The organism is Marinisporobacter balticus, assembly GCF_004345705.1.
In the GTDB taxonomy this organism is placed as follows: domain Bacteria; phylum Bacillota; class Clostridia; order Peptostreptococcales; family Thermotaleaceae; genus Marinisporobacter; species Marinisporobacter balticus.
Genome location: NZ_SLWV01000005.1, coordinates 126,587 through 144,133, shown reverse-complemented (window position 1 = coordinate 144,133; position 17,547 = coordinate 126,587). Strand labels below are relative to the sequence as shown.

The 17,547-nt window shown below is 32.1% G+C and carries 20 protein-coding genes; 15 read left to right on the top strand and 5 right to left on the bottom strand.

From position 1 onward, the window contains the following. Positions 1–114 precede the first annotated feature (114 nt). From rpmH to noc, 9 genes are all read left to right on the top strand, one after another. Entirely contained in the window at positions 115–249 is a 135-nt protein-coding gene (rpmH, locus tag EV214_RS06070; protein ID WP_132243749.1) for a 50S ribosomal protein L34, read from the top strand. Between the two features lie 89 nt (positions 250–338). Next, the gene (gene rnpA, locus EV214_RS06065) at positions 339–674 is read left to right on the top strand and encodes a ribonuclease P protein component (RefSeq protein ID WP_132243747.1); all 336 of its coding nucleotides are present in this window, start codon (positions 339–341) and stop codon (positions 672–674) included. 9 nt (positions 675–683) lie between these two features. Then, positions 684–893, top strand: a complete 210-nt coding sequence (yidD, locus tag EV214_RS06060) for a membrane protein insertion efficiency factor YidD (RefSeq protein WP_132243815.1) — start codon at positions 684–686, stop codon at positions 891–893. 24 nt (positions 894–917) lie between these two features. Next, on the top strand, positions 918–1,613 hold the full coding sequence (locus tag EV214_RS06055) for a YidC/Oxa1 family membrane protein insertase (RefSeq protein ID WP_132243745.1): 696 nt from the start codon (positions 918–920) through the stop codon (positions 1,611–1,613). A 1-nt stretch (position 1,614) separates the two neighbouring features. Next, positions 1,615–2,232 (top strand): RNA-binding cell elongation regulator Jag/EloR, encoded by a 618-nt coding sequence (jag, locus tag EV214_RS06050; protein ID WP_132243743.1) that lies wholly within the window; start codon positions 1,615–1,617, stop codon positions 2,230–2,232. A 234-nt stretch (positions 2,233–2,466) separates the two neighbouring features. Next, positions 2,467–3,846 (top strand): tRNA uridine-5-carboxymethylaminomethyl(34) synthesis GTPase MnmE, encoded by a 1,380-nt coding sequence (gene mnmE / locus EV214_RS06045; protein WP_132243741.1) that lies wholly within the window; start codon positions 2,467–2,469, stop codon positions 3,844–3,846. A gap of 11 nt (positions 3,847–3,857) precedes the next feature. Then, a complete protein-coding gene (mnmG, locus tag EV214_RS06040) occupies positions 3,858–5,753 on the top strand; it encodes a tRNA uridine-5-carboxymethylaminomethyl(34) synthesis enzyme MnmG (RefSeq protein ID WP_132243739.1) in 1,896 nt (631 codons plus the stop codon). Next, on the top strand, positions 5,746–6,465 hold the full coding sequence (rsmG, locus tag EV214_RS06035) for a 16S rRNA (guanine(527)-N(7))-methyltransferase RsmG (RefSeq protein ID WP_132243737.1): 720 nt from the start codon (positions 5,746–5,748) through the stop codon (positions 6,463–6,465). The genes mnmG and rsmG overlap by 8 nt, the downstream gene beginning before the upstream one ends. 124 nt (positions 6,466–6,589) lie before the next feature. Continuing rightward, on the top strand, positions 6,590–7,387 hold the full coding sequence (noc, locus tag EV214_RS06030; protein ID WP_132243813.1) for a nucleoid occlusion protein: 798 nt from the start codon (positions 6,590–6,592) through the stop codon (positions 7,385–7,387). 67 nt (positions 7,388–7,454) lie between these two features. On the opposite strand, the gene EV214_RS06025 is transcribed toward noc, so the two are convergent. Next, the gene (locus tag EV214_RS06025; protein ID WP_132243735.1) at positions 7,455–7,724 is read right to left on the bottom strand and encodes a TMEM165/GDT1 family protein; all 270 of its coding nucleotides are present in this window, start codon (positions 7,722–7,724) and stop codon (positions 7,455–7,457) included. Positions 7,725–7,945: 221 nt separating this feature from the next. Between EV214_RS06025 and EV214_RS06020 the strand changes: the two genes are divergently transcribed. From EV214_RS06020 to EV214_RS06005, 4 genes are all read left to right on the top strand, one after another. Next, positions 7,946–8,731 (top strand): ParA family protein, encoded by a 786-nt coding sequence (locus tag EV214_RS06020; protein ID WP_132243733.1) that lies wholly within the window; start codon positions 7,946–7,948, stop codon positions 8,729–8,731. 3 nt (positions 8,732–8,734) lie between these two features. Next, entirely contained in the window at positions 8,735–9,604 is an 870-nt protein-coding gene (locus EV214_RS06015) for a ParB/RepB/Spo0J family partition protein (RefSeq protein ID WP_132243811.1), read from the top strand. A gap of 37 nt (positions 9,605–9,641) precedes the next feature. Next, complete coding sequence (locus tag EV214_RS06010) at positions 9,642–10,556, top strand: PhzF family phenazine biosynthesis protein (protein WP_132243732.1); 915 nt, start codon at positions 9,642–9,644, stop codon at positions 10,554–10,556. A gap of 123 nt (positions 10,557–10,679) precedes the next feature. Next, entirely contained in the window at positions 10,680–11,435 is a 756-nt protein-coding gene (locus tag EV214_RS06005; RefSeq protein ID WP_132243730.1) for a DUF4184 family protein, read from the top strand. A gap of 68 nt (positions 11,436–11,503) precedes the next feature. Here EV214_RS06005 and EV214_RS06000 read toward each other — a convergent pair whose 3' ends face one another. The 4 genes from EV214_RS06000 to EV214_RS19335 all read right to left on the bottom strand — a co-directional run bounded on the left by EV214_RS06000 (position 11,504) and on the right by EV214_RS19335 (position 14,058). Then, positions 11,504–12,613: a TlpA family protein disulfide reductase gene (locus EV214_RS06000; RefSeq protein ID WP_165916263.1), complete on the bottom strand. Its 1,110-nt coding sequence runs from the start codon at positions 12,611–12,613 to the stop codon at positions 11,504–11,506. 163 nt (positions 12,614–12,776) lie between these two features. Beyond that, complete coding sequence (locus EV214_RS05995; protein WP_132243726.1) at positions 12,777–13,619, bottom strand: 4Fe-4S binding protein; 843 nt, start codon at positions 13,617–13,619, stop codon at positions 12,777–12,779. A 1-nt stretch (position 13,620) separates the two neighbouring features. Beyond that, positions 13,621–13,755 carry a CD1871A family CXXC motif-containing protein gene (locus tag EV214_RS19340; RefSeq protein ID WP_279233106.1) on the bottom strand — a complete coding sequence of 45 codons (135 nt, stop codon included), beginning with the start codon at positions 13,753–13,755 and terminating at the stop codon, positions 13,621–13,623. Positions 13,756–13,932: 177 nt separating this feature from the next. Then, positions 13,933–14,058, bottom strand: coding sequence for a hypothetical protein (locus tag EV214_RS19335; protein ID WP_279233105.1), 126 nt, complete (start codon positions 14,056–14,058; stop codon positions 13,933–13,935). Positions 14,059–14,407: 349 nt separating this feature from the next. On the opposite strand from EV214_RS19335, the gene EV214_RS05990 reads away from it, so the two are divergent. Further along, positions 14,408–15,673, top strand: a complete 1,266-nt coding sequence (locus EV214_RS05990) for a glycoside hydrolase family 10 protein (RefSeq protein ID WP_132243724.1) — start codon at positions 14,408–14,410, stop codon at positions 15,671–15,673. Positions 15,674–15,839: 166 nt separating this feature from the next. After that, the gene (gene ilvD, locus EV214_RS05985; protein ID WP_132243722.1) at positions 15,840–17,498 is read left to right on the top strand and encodes a dihydroxy-acid dehydratase; all 1,659 of its coding nucleotides are present in this window, start codon (positions 15,840–15,842) and stop codon (positions 17,496–17,498) included. Positions 17,499–17,547 lie beyond the last annotated feature (49 nt).

Sequence of the window (17,547 nt, the reverse complement as noted above, 5' to 3'; positions counted from 1 at the left end):
TAAGGTTCTTGACATATTTTCAATACAAAGTTATAATTATTTAGTAAATGTTCAATTTTAGTAAAGTATAGGTATTTTAATATATACATGAGTTTTTGAAGGAGGTGTATCTACATGAAAATGACTTATCAACCAAAAAAGAGACAAAGAAAGAAAGAACATGGATTTAGAAAAAGAATGAGCAGTAAAGCAGGAAGAAATATTTTAAAAAAACGTAGATTAAAAGGTAGAAAAAGTTTGACTGCATAAGGGCCGCATAAAGTGGCCTTTTTCTATAAAAGAGGCTATTTTATCTAAGGGTACTAATTTTTTTTGTATTTTGAAAGAAGGATAAATTTATGGAAGATACGTTGCGGTTAAGAGAAAAGGCTGATTTCAAAAAGGTTTATGCTAGGGGATCTTCATTAGCAAATAGATACTTGGTACTATTCTATATGAAGAAAGAGCAAATATATAATCAAGTAGGATTTATTGCGAGCAAAAAAGTAGGAAACAGCGTTGTCAGAAACAGATCGAGGAGATTGATGAAAGAAAGCTTTCGTTTATATAGCTCAAAAGTTGATAAAGGTTATGACCTTATATTTATTGCAAGAGCAAATATGAAAGATGCAGCGTATAGAGATGTAGAAAAAGCAATGGTGCATATCTTAAAAAAATCAAAATTATTGAAATAGGTGAGAAATTTGAAGGAGATCCTTATAGGGATGGTGAAAATATATAGAAGGTATATTTCACCTTTAAAGCCACCAACTTGTAGATTTTATCCGACATGTTCTCAATATGCGTTACAAGCTTTAGAAAAATATGGCGCAATCAAAGGCACGATCATAAGCATAAGACGAATTTTAAAATGTCATCCCTTCCACTGTGGAGGATATGACCCTTTAAAATAGATACGATAGGGGGTAAATAATTTAATGAGTTTTTTAGCCAAACCGATGGGGTATCTTCTATTAGCATTGTATAAATTAGTGGGAAGTTATGGTGTGTCCATCATACTATTTACAATTGTTGTAAAATTAATTCTATTGCCACTAACAATAAAACAACTCAAAAGTACAAGGGAAATGTCGCAAATACAACCGGAACTTAAGAAGCTTCAAGAAAAGTATAAAAATGATAAAGAAAAACTAAATGTTAAAACGATGGAGCTTTATAAAGAACATAAAATAAATCCAATGGGTGGATGCTTACCACTATTGATTCAAATACCAATAATATTCGGACTATTCACATTACTAAGACAACCTATTCAGTATATTTCAGACCCTATTTTTCTTACAGCCATAAAGGAATCCTTCCTATGGATACCAAATTTAAGTTTACCAGATCCAAGTTTAATACCTAGACTTCCAATGAATTTATCCTTATCCATAGGTGCTATATTAGCAGCGATTACAACATACTTCTCAATGAGTAGTGCAAGTACTGGAACAGCTGCTCAAAACCAAACGATGAAAACCATGAATATGATCTTTCCTTTTATGATTTTTTATTGGGCAGGAAGTTTTCCGGCAGGATTAACATTATATTGGGTTGTAAGTAATACCTTCCAAATGATTCAGCAGTATTTTATGCCGAAAGCTGCACCGGCTAAGGAGGAATTAAGATAATATGAAATTCACAGAGAAAACAGGAAAAACTGTAGAAGAAGCTGTGAAAAATGCTCTTGAAGAATTAGGGGTTGCAAAAGATAAGGTAGCAATTGACGTAATAGAAGAACCTAGCAGAGGCTTTTTAGGTATGTTTGGAACAAGATTGGCAAAAGTAAAGGTTACAGTTGTAGATAGTCCAGAATCAGATGCTGTTAATTTTCTAAGTAGTGTATTGGAAAATATGGAAATCGAAGCTAAATATAAAACGAAATTAAAAGGTGAAACCTTATATATTGAAGTTTTTGGAAAAGATATGGGTGTGCTAATAGGTAGAAGAGGCCAGACTTTAGATTCTATACAATATTTAGTAAGCCTTGTAATTAATAAACAGAGAGACAAGTATATAAGAGTTGTATTAGACACAGAAGATTATCGAAGAAAAAGAGAACAAACGTTGATTAGGCTCGCAAACAAGTTAGCGAACCAAGTAAAAATAAAAAAGCAAGATATTGTGCTTGAGCCGATGAACCCTTATGAAAGAAGAATTATCCATTCAACATTACAAAGTAACCCCTATATACAGACAAAAAGTCAAGGGGAAGAACCTTTTAGAAAAGTTGTAATTGCAGCAAAATAATTTTTAAAAACCCAGTAGCGATTACTGGGTTTTGTTATTGTTTGCAGATATATTGGAATACTAATAGATATAAGCAGAGATTGCTAAAATTATGCATGCACTAAAATCACTAAATTTTTATAAAATGCGAAATATCTATTAAATTATAATAAAAAATATTATAATTAATAGATAATAAAAAAAAATAAATTATTTATATTATTTTTAGGGATACCTAAATAAAGAGGTGACAAAATGAATGCTACAATAGCAGCCATTGCTACAGCTCCAGGAGAAGCAGGTATTGGCATTGTAAGATTAAGTGGGGAAAAGTCTTTGGAAATATTAGATCATATTTTTATGCCTACGAAAGGGAATTCTATAAAAGAATATCAGTCAAGGCGACTTACTCATGGGAAAATTATAGATCCTAAAACAAAGCAGGTTGTGGATGAGGTATTGGTTACATATATGAAAGCACCTTTCACTTATACTGCGGAAGATGTGGTGGAAATAGATTGTCATGGAGGCATTGTTCCTGTACGAAAAATATTAGAATTAGTCCTTAGATGTGGTGCGAGGATGGCAGAACCTGGGGAATTTACGAAAAGAGCTTTTTTAAATGGAAGAATGGATCTTTCACAAGCAGAAGCTGTAATGGATTTAATCAGTGCAAAGACAGATAAGAGCTTTGATGTTGCTTTTGGACAGCTAGAAGGGTCATTGTCTAAGCAAGTAAAAAAGATTACAGACACACTACTAGAAATGATGGCCAATATTACAGTGAATATCGATTATCCAGATGAGGATATTGAAGAAATTACATATCAAGAACTTCTTAAAGGTGCGAATCATATTAAAAAAGACATTGAGCAGCTCCTTAGAAGTGCATATACGGGAAAAATTATAAAAGAAGGTTTAAATACAGTGATTATAGGAAAACCCAATGTGGGAAAATCTTCGCTAATGAATGCACTTCTTAAGGAATCTAGAGCCATTGTTACGGAAGTACCAGGAACAACGAGGGACATTATTGAAGAATTTTTGAGTATTCAAGGAATTCCACTAAAAATCATTGATACAGCGGGGATTCGAGAAACGGAAGATCTTGTTGAAAGAATTGGTGTAGAACGAAGTAAGGAATTTTTTAATAAAGGGGATTTGGTTATTTTTATAGTAAATGCTTCGGAATCTTTAACAGAGGAAGATAAAAAAATTATTGAATTACTTCAAAACAGAAAAACGATTGTTTTGATGAATAAAACAGATTTACCAATAGTTTTAGAAGAAGAAGAAATAAAAAATTTACTTCCAAATAAAAAAATTATTAAAATATCTATCGTAGAAGAAAAAGGTTTAAAAGAATTAGAGGACACCATTGTAGATATGGTTTATGGGGGACAAATAAAACAGAAGGAAGCTTCTTTTATTACTAATGTGAGACATAAAGATACACTAGAAAAAGCAAAAATGAGTATAGAAGAGGGCATAGATGCAATAAAGCAAGAACTAGCCCTAGATTTCATTGAAGTAGATGTAAAAAATACATGGGAATATTTGGGTGAAATTACAGGAGATACAGTGGGAGAAGATGTAATTGATCAAATATTTTCCAAGTTTTGTTTAGGAAAATAGGAGGAATATGGATGCTAGAAAAATTTAAAGCAGAAAACTATGATGTTGTTGTAATTGGTGCTGGACATGCTGGATGTGAAGCAGCCCTATCTTCAGCTCGAATGGGATGTAGTACCTTATTATTATCCATAAATTTAGATTCTATTGCTATGATGCCGTGTAATCCTTCTATTGGAGGAACAGGAAAAGGACATCTAGTTCGAGAAATAGATGCATTAGGTGGAGAAATGGGCCTTAATATAGATAAAACATTTATACAAAGTAGAATGCTAAATACAGCAAAAGGTCCAGCGGTACATTCATTAAGAGCTCAAGCAGATAAACAGCTTTATCATATAGAAATGAAAAAAGTTTTAGAAAATAATGTAAACCTTGATATAAAACAAGGAGAGGTCATTGAATTAGTCATAGAAAATGACATTGTAGTAGGGGTTGTACTAAGCACTGGCGCTGTGTATGGTTCAAAAGCAGTGATTCTTACGACCGGAACTTATTTGGGCGGAAAAATATTTATTGGTGGGGTAAACTATGAGAGTGGACCTAATGGTTTAGCTTCTTCAAAAGAATTACCTAAGAACTTAAAAAATATAGGCCTTAAGCTGAGGCGGTTTAAAACAGGAACGCCAGCAAGAGTAGACCAAAAAACTTTAGATTTTTCTAAAATGGAAGAACAGCCTGGAGATGAAAGAATTGTTCCTTTCTCTTTTATGAATGACCATTTAGAAAAAAAACAGGTTCCATGTTGGCTTACTTATACAAATGAAAATACCCATGAGATTATTAAAGAAAATATACATCGTTCTGCCCTTTATGGCGGAGAAATAGAAGGGACAGGACCTAGATATTGTCCTTCTATTGAAGATAAAATCGTAAGATTTTCTGATAAAAATAGGCACCAGTTATTTATTGAGCCTGAAGGATTAAATACAAATGAAATGTATGTACAAGGCATGTCAACGAGCCTTCCAGAAGATGTACAAGTGAGATTTTATAGAAGTATCCCAGGTCTTGAAAATTCAAAAATTATGCGTCCTGCTTATGCCATAGAATATGACTGTATTGATCCATTACAATTAAAATTGACGTTAGAATGTAAAGATATTAAATATTTATTTTCAGCGGGACAGTTTAATGGTAGTTCTGGCTATGAAGAAGCTGCTGCACAAGGACTTATTGCTGGAATCAATGCAGCTTTAAAGATCCAAGGAAAAGAATCCTTCATATTAGATCGATCAGAAGCATATATAGGTGTATTGATTGACGATTTGGTAACAAAAGGAACTAATGAACCTTATAGAATGATGACTTCGCGTGCGGAATATAGATTGGTACTGAGACAAGATAATGCAGATTTAAGACTTACACAAAAAGGATATCAAATAGGACTTGTAAAAGAAGATAGATATCAAAAATTTTTAGAGAAAAAAGACAATATTGAAAAAGAAATGAAACGATTAAAAGAGACTTGTGTGACCCCTTCTATGGCGAATGAATTTTTAGAAAAAATGAATACCGCTACTATTAAAAGTGGTGTTTCCATATATGATCTGTTGAAGAGACCACAAATTACCTATGAAGATTTAAAAGAAATTGATGAAAATAGACCAAATGTTCAGTTAGAAGTGGTAGAGCAATGCCAGGTACAAATTAAGTATGAAGGTTATATTGGAAAGCAATTAAAACAAATTAGCCAGTTCAAAAAGCTAGAAATGAGAAAATTAGACATGGATATCGATTATAGTAAAATTGATGGGCTAAGAATTGAAGCGAGACAAAAGCTAAATGAACTAAAACCTTTGTCTGTTGGACAGGCATCAAGGATATCAGGTGTATCACCTGCTGATATTTCTGTGTTGTTGGTATATCTTGAGCAGCAGAGAAGAAAAAGAGGTGATAGAGATGAATAATATAGAGATCCTTAAAGAAGGATCAGAAAAACTGGGATTATCCTTAAAGGATGTACAAATTGATCAGTTTTTAAAATATAAAGATCTGTTGGTGAAATGGAACGAAAAAATAAATTTAACAGCTATTACAGAAGACAAAGAGGTTATGATTAAGCATTTTCTAGATTCTATATCTTGTATGATACTGCCCTACATAAATGATAATCATAAAGTAATAGATGTGGGAACGGGCGCTGGTTTTCCTGGTATTCCTATAAATATTTATTATCCAAAGGTACATTTAACTTTATTAGATTCATTAAACAAAAGAATTAATTTTTTAAAAGATGTTTGTTCAAACATCGGACTTGAAAATGTATCTTTTGAGCATGGACGTGCTGAAGATGTAGGGAAAGATAAAAACTTCAGAGAAAACTATGATGTTGCTGTCGCTAGAGCAGTAGCACCACTCAATACATTATGTGAATATTGTTTACCTTTTGTAAAGCTTGGAGGTTACTTTATTTGTCAAAAAGGTCCTAATGTGGATGTCGAGATGGAAGATGCAAAAAAAGCCATAGACCTATTAGGAGGTAGATTTATTGAAAAGAAAGATGTAAAACTTCCATTTTGTGACATTACTCATAATATTATTGTCATTAAAAAAATAAAAAAGACTCCGACAAAATACCCTAGAAAAGCTGGAACACCAACGAAAGAACCTTTAATCTAATACTAGGATTAAATATTTTGTAGAATAAAAATCTTAGAAAATTTAAAAAAAGGGAAGGAAGTTAGATTTCTTTGACGAATGTTATTATTTAGAATAGTTATGTATGAGGGGAAGATTAATAATGATGAAAGACCAAAGTACAACAGTGCTACAAATTCCTGTGGATTCGATCTTGCCAAATCCTTATCAACCAAGAAAAATTTTTAAAAAAGGTAATTTGGAAGAATTGAGTGAATCTATAAAAGCATATGGGGTGCTACAGCCCATCAGTGTTAGAAAAATTAGCCAGGATCGTTTTGAACTAGTAGCAGGAGAAAGGCGACTGCGGGCTGCAAAACTTGCCCAATTACAAACTATACCTGCAATTATATCGGAAATGACAGACCAAGATTCAGCAGTTCTTGCCTTGATAGAAAACTTACAAAGAGAAGATCTAAATTTTATAGAAGAAGCTGAAGGTTATAAAAACTTAATGAAAGATCATGATTTTACGCAGCAGGATATTGCGCAAAAAGTTGGAAAAAATCAATCAACCATTGCTAATAAATTAAGAATATTAAAGCTACCATGTGAGGTAAAAGACGGTTTAATCGAAAATGGATTAACAGAAAGACATGGACGTGCTTTATTAAAGCTACATGATGAAAAATTGCAACAAATGATTTTAAAAGAAATCATAAATAAAGATTTAAATGTAAAAAAGACGGAAAAAAGAATCAATGAAATATTAGAAGAAATTACAAAACCTGATGAAGAAAATACAAAAAAACGCATTAAAAGTGCTTTTAATTTCAAAATTTATTTAAATACTTTAAAAAATGCATATAATGCGATTAAAGAAACAGGCTTGAATGCGGAATATAAGCAAGTAGATAAAGGAGAATACATAGAAGTTGTTGTAAAAATACCTAAGCATTCATAAAAAATATTTTATACGTTATTTATAAAAACAGTCGCAGGGAAAATACCTTGAGACTGTTTTTGTTTTATTATATTTTACCAAACAACGTTAAAAATCCAATGATGATAAAAGCAAATCCAGCAGCCATCTGTAAATAATTAGTGGGTATAAATTTTGTTATGTAAGAACCTGCAAGAACTCCTAATAAACAACTTAAGACCAAAGCGCATGAAGCACCTATGAAAACACCTAATATAGACTTTGATTGTGTAGCGAGTAGCATGGTTTGAAGCTGGGTTTTGTCTCCTAATTCTGCTAGAAGTACTACCCAAAATGAAGTGATAATAATTTTTAACATCTATTTCCTCCCCCTAAAAAAAGATCAATTATTCGATTTTTATAAAATAATACCGTTAAATTATATTCAAGAATGTTATTATTTATAACATATAGGGAAAAATTACATTTGAAAGATGTGGTTATTCGTTATATTATTTTCATAATATTAAAATTTTGAGCAGGAATAGAAAAAGTTGTAACGAAATCTATTATTATTATAAAAGTTGTGGGGTGGTAAGGATGGGAAAAGTAATTGCTATTTTCAATCAAAAAGGTGGTGTAGGGAAGACAACTACAAATGTAAACTTAAGTGCTTGTTTGGCAACCAAAGATAAAAAAATATTAGTAGTTGATATTGATCCACAAGGAAATACTACAAGTGGTTTTGGAATAGATAAAGAAGCTGTACATATGACGATGTATGATCTTCTCATAGACCAAGTAAATATTCATAAGTGTATTCTCGAAACAAGTCGTCAAAATCTTTCTATTATTCCTTCAAGTATGCAATTAGCAGGTGCTGAGATAGAACTGACAGGAATGGATGGAAGAGAAGGGAAATTGAAGACTGCCATTGATCAAGTCAAAAAAGAATATGATTATATTTTTATAGATTGTCCACCATCACTTGGATTGCTAACAATTAATGCATTAACAGCTGTAGATAGTGTACTCATCCCTATCCAGTGTGAGTATTATGCTTTAGAAGGTGTGAGCCAACTAATGAATACGATTGGGCTTGTACGAGAAAATTTAAACCCAAATTTAGAGATTCAAGGTGTAGTGCTTAGTATGTTTGATGGACGAACAAATCTTTCAATACAAGTTGTTGATGAGGTAAAAAAATATTTTAAGGGAAAAGTATATACAACTTTAATTCCTAGAAATGTTCGATTGGCGGAAGCACCTAGTTATGGATTATCTATTATTGAATATGATCCTAAATCAAAAGGTGCAGAAGCATATTCTGAATTTGCAGATGAATTTTTATACTTACAAGAAGAACTTGATGAGGATGTGATATAGTTGGTGAAAAAAAGAAGCGGTTTAGGAAAAGGGCTTGGTGCGCTTATTCCTGAAGGAAAGAAGAGTGAAATAGAAAGTTCTAATAAAGGAGAAATACAAAAAATTCATATAGATATGATTAAACCCAATAAAGAACAACCACGAAAGCATTTTGATCAAGAAAGGATGGATGCTTTAGTATCATCCATTAAAAGTCATGGTATCCTTCAACCTATTGTGGTGAGACCTATCGATCAGGGGTATGAGATTGTAGCAGGAGAAAGAAGATGGAAAGCTAGTAGGCAAGCAGAATTGAAAGAAATACCCTGTATTATAAAAGAACTGAATGAAAAGGAACGTATGGAAATTGCTTTGATCGAGAATTTACAAAGAGAAGATTTGAACCCTATTGAAGAGGCTTTCGCATATAAAACATTAATGGAAAATTACAAACTAACCCAAGAACAAATATCATATAGCATTGGGAAAAGTAGACCTTATATTGCTAATACAGTAAGACTCCTTAATCTCACAAAAAAAGCACAAGAGATGGTAATGAATAATTTATTATCTAGTGGACATGCTAGAGCGCTTTTGAGAATTGAAGACGCTAAATTACAAAGAGAAATAGGAGAAAATATTCTTGCAAACCATTTATCTGTTCGAGAAACAGAAAGCTTGGTTGAAAAGATTGTAGATAGAAAAGAGGAAAAACCTAAAAAACAAAAAACAAAAGAGGATACATTGACGTTTATAGAAGATATACTCAAAACAAGATTAGGGACAAAAGTAAGTATTATCAAAGGAAAGAAAAAAGGTAAAATAGAGATTGAATACTATAGTGAAGAGGAATTAACACGACTAGTAGAATTGTTACAAGGAAATATTACTTGATGTTTCACGTGAAACATTTAGGAAAGAGGGACTATTAATGGATAAAATAATATTTCAAGTAGATGCTTTTACAGATGTGCATTTTGGAGGAAATCCTGCTGGTGTTGTGCCTGATGCTACAGGTCTAGGTCCTATACAAATGCAAAAAATAGCTAGAGAAATGAATTTATCAGAAACAGCATTTGTTTTTCCACTAAAAAATGATGAAGCAGATTTTCAAGTAAGATTTTTCACACCGACTCAGGAAGTGGATTTATGTGGACATGCTACCATTGCAACCTTTTTCACATTGGTTAAAAAAGGATATATTGAAGGCGATAGAAATAAAAAAATTATTACCCAAAAAACAAGAGCAGGAAATCTACCTGTTGAAATCTATTTTAAAGATCATGAAATAGAGCATATACTAATGACACAAGCAAAACCTGAATGTATTTTTGAGGTCCAAGATATACATGAATTAGCGCAGATTATGGGTTTAGAAGCAGAGAATATAGGATTAAATGGATATGATCTGTTACCACAAGCGATTTCAACAGGACTTCCAGATATTATCCTTCCAGTAAAATCATTAGAAGTATTGAAAAAGATAAACCCTAATAAGCATCAATTAGCAGCATATAGTGATAAACACGGTGTAATAGGGGTTCATGCTTTTACAATGGAAGCAGAAGAAGAAAATTCTACCCTTGCATGCAGAAATTTTGCACCAGCTGCTGGGATTGATGAAGAAGCTGCAACAGGTACATCAAATGGTGCTTTAGGAGCATATCTTGTAAATAATAATATTATCAAATTCGAAAAAGACATTACATTGATTTGTGAACAGGGATATTATATGGGAAGACCTAGCAAGATTGTGGTTCAATTAGAAGGGAATAAAGAAAACTTAATCGTAAAAGTTGGAGGGAAGGCCATCATTACTCTTGAAGGGGTTATGATATATGAATAAACAATTGGTTTATAGCGATCTAATTAATGTTTAGATTGACAAAATCAGGTGTTTGATATAAAAGCGGATTATTTAGAAGATATAGACTTATATTATGTTTTTATTAAAAAAAGGAGAAAAAGAATGCCGTTTACCTTTGCACATCCAGCAATTATTATTCCTTTTAAAAAGTGGGAGAAATATTTTAACATTACAGCACTAATTATTGGAAGTATGGCACCAGATTTTGAGTATTTTTTGAGATTTAAGCCAATGGGGGAAATAGGACATACTTTTCTTGGATTTTTTTATTTTAACTTGCCCTTATGCTTCATCATTGCCCATGTATTTCATTTTGTTGTAAAAAAGCCGTTTCTTTTAAATATGCCAAAACCTATAGAACGTTGGTTTTATGTTGTAGCGTTTGAGCAATGGCGCATAAAAGATTTAAGCGCGCTAGTTGTTTTTATCTATTCATCATTAATCGGTATGGTTTCTCATGTAGTATGGGATTCTTTTACCCATAGAGGCGGATTTTTTGTAACAAAGATACCGCTATTGTCAAAATATATTCCATTTATGCATTATGAGATACCTATTTATAAATTTTTACAACATAGTAGTACGTTGATAGGATTTGCAATTATATTTTCATATCTTTATGTGAACCGGAATTTATATAAAAGAATGAGACGTCTGATTTCTTCAAAAATAAAATGGATCTATTGGTGCTTCAGTTTATTCATAGCAATAGCAATTGTTTACTATAGAATATATTTTGTATTAGGAGGTTTCAATTTAAATTACTTGGGAAGTCATATTGTTTCTGTTATAAATGGAGGAATTATAGGGGTTACGGTTACATCGTTGATTTTTAATATTTTGTTCAAATATGAATGAATTAAAAAAACTGTAGAGAGCAAAAACTACAGTTTTTTAGAAAGGTTTTCTAAATGGTATAAACAATTTTATTTTCCAATTATCTTTAGGGTTTTCATGATAATTTCTTTATATTCTTTTTCACTTCTTGCGCCAATAATAGGATCTCCTACGATATTTCCTTTTGCATCAACAAAAATACTTGTCGGATAAGCAGATATATCTTCTAAGAATGCATTTTGAATAACTATATTAGGAACAATATTTACATAAGCTACTTTTGTTTTTGTAATAATATCCTTTGCGGTTTGTTCATTACCTTCAGCATCTCCAATAATACCAACAATATTTACATTTTCTTTTTTTACTACATCATAAAGTTTTTGCAAATCAGGCATTTCATTAATGCAAGGACCACAGAATGTTCCCCATACATTGATCATGGTAAGCTTGCTTTCTGAGAAAATAGTATTGCTTACATCGTTGCCGTTGATATCTTGTGCGTGAAATGGCGGAAAAGTATTTATAGCTTTGATCGCGTATTTAGGTAATATAGGTTTGAAAATTTTCACAGATGTTTTTACATTTTCAATTTCGCTGTATAATACATCATACATTTTTTGAGATTCTACAGATAATTCTGTTAGATCTTCTTTGTTTGGATAAGAAAGATAATATATAAGATTATCCTTTTCGCCTAATGAAACATTGTTTTTGAGATTTGATAATGATGCTATAGATTTCTTTGCAAGAACGTCTTTTTTGTAGATATTGAAGTGTACCAAAGGTTTAAAGTCATTAAATAATTTCATGAATTCTTCTTGTAATTTTCTAGAGTCCTCTTCACTAGGCTGTTTATTATCTGCCATCATTATTTCCATTTTAGCCATTGTTTCCTTTGGAACAAATGAAAGCTGTACGCCACCATAAAAAAAATCATTTTTGTCTTCAGATGCACCTAAAACTAAACCATCAATATATTCATTATCTTTCCAAGATTCTGGTTGCACAAAGCTAAAGCCTAACGCATTCATTTTAAAAGTATCAGATTGAAGATCTTCCACTAAAGCAATCTCTTCATTTGTTTTTTCTATTTTCACATCTTGTTTCTCTTTGGCTTTTGAGTTAGATTTTCCACATCCTATAGTAGTAAAAGCGACTGTTCCAATTAGTAAAGTTACCAATATTTTTTTTAACATATGTAATCTCCTCTCAGCATTTGATTGCATAATCTATTATATATAGAAAAAAATAGCTATACCATTGATTTATATTATAAATTTGTAATATTTTATAGAAATTTTATTGGTAAAATCAGCAGCTACGATAGCTACATGAGAATTTTTTAAATGGCTATAGTTTTTAGATATTATGTTTATTAGAATGCGTTATGGCACTTTTTATTGCATGTTGAGGACAAATAGAAACACATTCACCGCATCGAATACATTCTAGACTGTTTGGGTTTTTATAAACATCAATATCTAATTTACACTTATTACTGCATAATCTACAAGATGTACATTTATGTTGATCTACTTCTAATCGATATAGACTAATAGGATTAAATAGTGCATAGATAGCTCCGAGAGGACAAATAAATCTGCAAAAAGGTCTAAATAGAATGATAGATAAAATAATGGAAATAACTAATAACGCCATCTTCCAAGCAAATAAATAACCAATAGCAGACTTTAAGGAATCATTTGATAAAACAAGAGGAATACCGCCTTCTAATGTTCCAGCAGGGCAGATATATTTACAGAAGGCAGGATCTCCTAGGCCTATATCATTTACAAAAAACATAGGAAGGAGAAATACGAATACAACTAAAATAATATATTTAACATATTTTAAATGTTGAAATTTTTTACTTACCTTAAACTTAGGAGATGGAATTTTGTTAAGGAGTTCTTGGAAAAGTCCAAAAGGGCAAAGCCATCCACATATAAATCTGCCGAACAAAGTACCTAGGAGTAGAAGAATACCAACTATGTAAAACGAAAACTCATATTTTATAGAGCTTATAACTGCTTGTAGCGATCCTATAGGACAAGAGCCTAATGCACCAGGACAAGAATAACAGTTAAGACCTGGAACACAAACTTTTTTTATATTTCCTCTATAAATTTTTCCTTCCGTAAATCCTTTAAAGTTACTATTTGTGATGAGGGTAGTGATTATTTGAACCATTTTCCTTTTCATCTTATCCAACTCCGATACATTCTAGGCAGATGTTTATTGCTTTTATAAAAACAGTTCCTACTTCTTTACGATATATTCCAGTACTTATAAAAAGGATGCCACAAAGAAGTAGTAATCTTCTAATTCTGTTTTCCATCTTATTCACCTACTCTATATATTTTAAAGTATCTTCAATGATTGGTTTAAATTTTTCTTTTGTTTTTGAATCTATGATTTTTAGGCATTTCATTTAAATCATTCAGTGACGTGCTTATCTCTTTTTTTCAAACGCAAAACCTCCTAATTTTATGATCATGTTTATATAACTATTGTACTATAAAGTATGCGCAATAGAAGATTTTTTGAAGAATTCGTTGGATTTTTTTACTGCAATGAAGCTACCTGCTATAATGCCTATGCTCATAACGAGTAAAAGTATAAATACTACAACTCTTTTCATATTGGATTACCCCCATAAAATTAATAGAACATATTTTTATTTTTAAATAATTGGTGTGTAGTATCTATCTATCTATTTACCTTACAAAAGAGCACGATAATCTTACAATTTTGTAATATCAAAAATTAATCTTTTTATACATTCGAAATTTTATTATATAAATAGATAATATTTCTTAAATGTCCTCATGTGTCAAAAGCAATGTTCATTTAGAGGCTGTTTTAAAAACATTAAAGAGAGCTTAGAGATGAGTTTGCGCATTTATAGTAAAATATTAAAAGGTAATTTGACTAAAGTTGACGAAATAATAGATAAAGAATCTTTATAAAAAGACAATAGGGGGGATATTATGAAAAAAAATTTAAAAACAGCTATATGTATATTACTGATGATGGTTATATTTCAACGATCTTTTGTTTTTGCACAACCCCAATCAAATAGGATAGAGAAAAAAGAGATGCGAGGAATTTGGGTGGCTACAGTGCTGAATATAGACTATCCTTCAAAACCAACTACTGACTCAAGTATATTAAAAAAAGAAGCGATTGACATTTTAGATCATGTGAAAAATATGGGGTTAAATGCAGTATTTTTACAGGTGAGACCTTCTGGGGATGCTTTATATCCATCTAAATATTTTCCATGGTCTAAATACCTTACAGGAAAACAGGGGTTAATGCCCAATGATGACTTTGATCCACTTAAGTTTTGGGTAGATGAAGCACATAAAAGGGGGATTGCGTTGCATGCATGGGTGAATCCCTATAGAATAACTAAAAAAACGATGAATGAGGTGAAGCATGATTTTGCTTCTTTAGACAGCAATCATCCTGCTTTATATAACCCCAATTGGGTAGTAATGCATTCGGATGGAAATTTATACTTTGATCCAGGAATTCCAGAAGTAAGGAAACTCGTTATCGATGGTGTTCTTGAGATCATAGAAAATTATGATGTGGATGGGATTCACTTTGATGATTATTTCTATCCAGGACAGGATTTTAATGATAAAGACTCTTACGAGAAGTATGGAAGTGGTTTTATAAATATTGATGATTGGAGAAGAGAAAACGTTAATTTACTTATAGGAGATGTATCGAGGGCGATTAAGGATGCATCCAAGAATATTCGCTTTGGGATTAGTCCTTTTGGCATATGGGCAAATAAAGCTACGAATCCCCTCGGTAGTGATACAAAGGGAATGCAATCCTATTATAAACAATATGCAGATACCAGAAAATGGGTAAAAGAAGGAATGATAGATTATATTGCACCACAGATATATTGGCATATTGGATTTGCTGTTGCGGATTATAGCAAAATATTAAATTGGTGGATGGAAACAACTGAAGGAACAAATGTTGATTTATATATTGGACAAGCTGCCTACAAAGCCGGAAATGAAAGTCTAGATAGTCCATGGTACGGATTTTCTGAAATGGAAAGACAGCTTGAATTGAATAGTAAATTTATGCAAGTAAAGGGCAGTATTTTTTTTAGTTACAATTCCTTGGCACGTAAGCCAGTATTAAGTGGATTGATTAAGACAATTTATGACAAAGAGGAATATGCTAGAGCAAATATACCCATGGGTATCTATACAATTAAAGAGTAAAGAAAGATGACTATGCGTCAAGGAGTTAGAAAACACGAGGCATTTCTTAATATATCTATAAAAAATATGAATATTTTTATATAAAAATCTCTAAAATAAAGAAGATGTTTTCAGTAAATTATCAACATTCTATCAATATATAATAGAATAAAGGAGCGTGGACATATTGAGAAGTGATATTGTAAAAAAAGGATCAAAAGGAGCACCAGCAAGATCATTATTTTATGGAATGGGTTATACGAGAGAAGAAATTGATAGACCTCTTATTGGTATCGTAAATGCGCATAATGAAATTATAGCTGGACATATACATTTAGATAGAATCGCTGAGGCAGCAAAAAAGGGTGTTGCAATGGCAGGGGGAACACCTATAGAATTTCCTGCTATAGGGATTTGTGATGGTATTGCTATGGGACATGATGGCATGCGTTATCCTCTTGCAAGTAGAGAATTAATAGCAGATTCAATTGAAGCAATGGCAAGTGCACATGGATTTGATGGACTCGTATTGATTCCTAACTGCGATAAGATTATCCCAGGGATGCTTATGGCAGCGGCAAGACTAAATATTCCTTCTATTGTAGTGAGCGGAGGTCCTATGCGAGCTGGGAAACACAATGATGAGGAAATTGATTTTAGTACATGCATTGAGAATGTAGGTGCATATCAAAAAGAATTAATTACTGAGGAAGAATTAGAAGATATTGCGATGAATGCATGTCCAGGATGCGGTTCTTGTTCTGGCTTATTTACAGCAAACAGTATGAACTGTCTAACAGAAGTTTTAGGCATGGGATTACCATACAATGGAACAGCTATGGCGCATTCGGGAGAAAGAATAAGACTTGCAAAGACTGCAGGGATGAAGATTATGGATTTAGTTAGAGAAAATATAAGACCACTTGATATTTTAACAATAGATGCTTTTGAAAATGCAATCACTGTAGATATGGCAATGGCTGGATCAACCAATACTGTACTTCACTTGCCAGCCATCGCACATGAGGCAGAGATTGATTTAGAATTAGATTTGTTTGATGAGATTAGTAAAAAGACGCCATATTTAAGCAAATTAAGTCCTAGTGGGGTTCATCACATGGAGGATTTGCATTTAGCCGGAGGAATTCCTGCACTGATGAATGAGCTTTCAAAGAAAGTATTGATTCATGAGAACTTAATTACCGTTACAGGGGCTACTGTAGGTGAAAATATTAAAAATAAATCTGTGAGAGATTATAAAATAATCCATCCTATTGATGAGCCATATAGAAATACAGGAGGATTAGCCATCCTAAAAGGAAATTTAGCATTAGATGGTTGCGTTGTAAAGGAAGCTGCTGTAGCACAAGAAATGTTAAGCCATGAAGGTCCTGCAAAAGTATTTGATTCGGAGGAGAAGGCGGTAAAAGCTATTTTTGATGGAAAAATAGAAAAAGGTGATGTAGTTGTCATAAGATACGAAGGACCCAAGGGTGGTCCTGGTATGAAGGAAATGTTAGCCCCTACTGCTGCAATAGCAGGGATGGGACTTGATAAGGATGTAGCACTCCTAACAGATGGAAGATTCTCTGGGGCTACAAGGGGAGCTGCAATCGGACATATCTCTCCAGAAGCGATGGAAGATGGACTAATCGCATTGATAAAAAATGGAGATAGGATAGAAATTGATATTCCAAATAAAAAGATAGAAGCAAAATTAAGTGATGATGAAATAAATATAAGAAAAGCGAATTTCAAAAAACCTCAACCAAAGGTAACGAAGGGATATTTAGCGAGATATGCCAAACTCGTTACTTCTGCCAATACGGGTGCTGTATTAAAATAATAATAGATTCTTATTTCATAAAAAAAGAAATAGAAACATTTTATTTGTT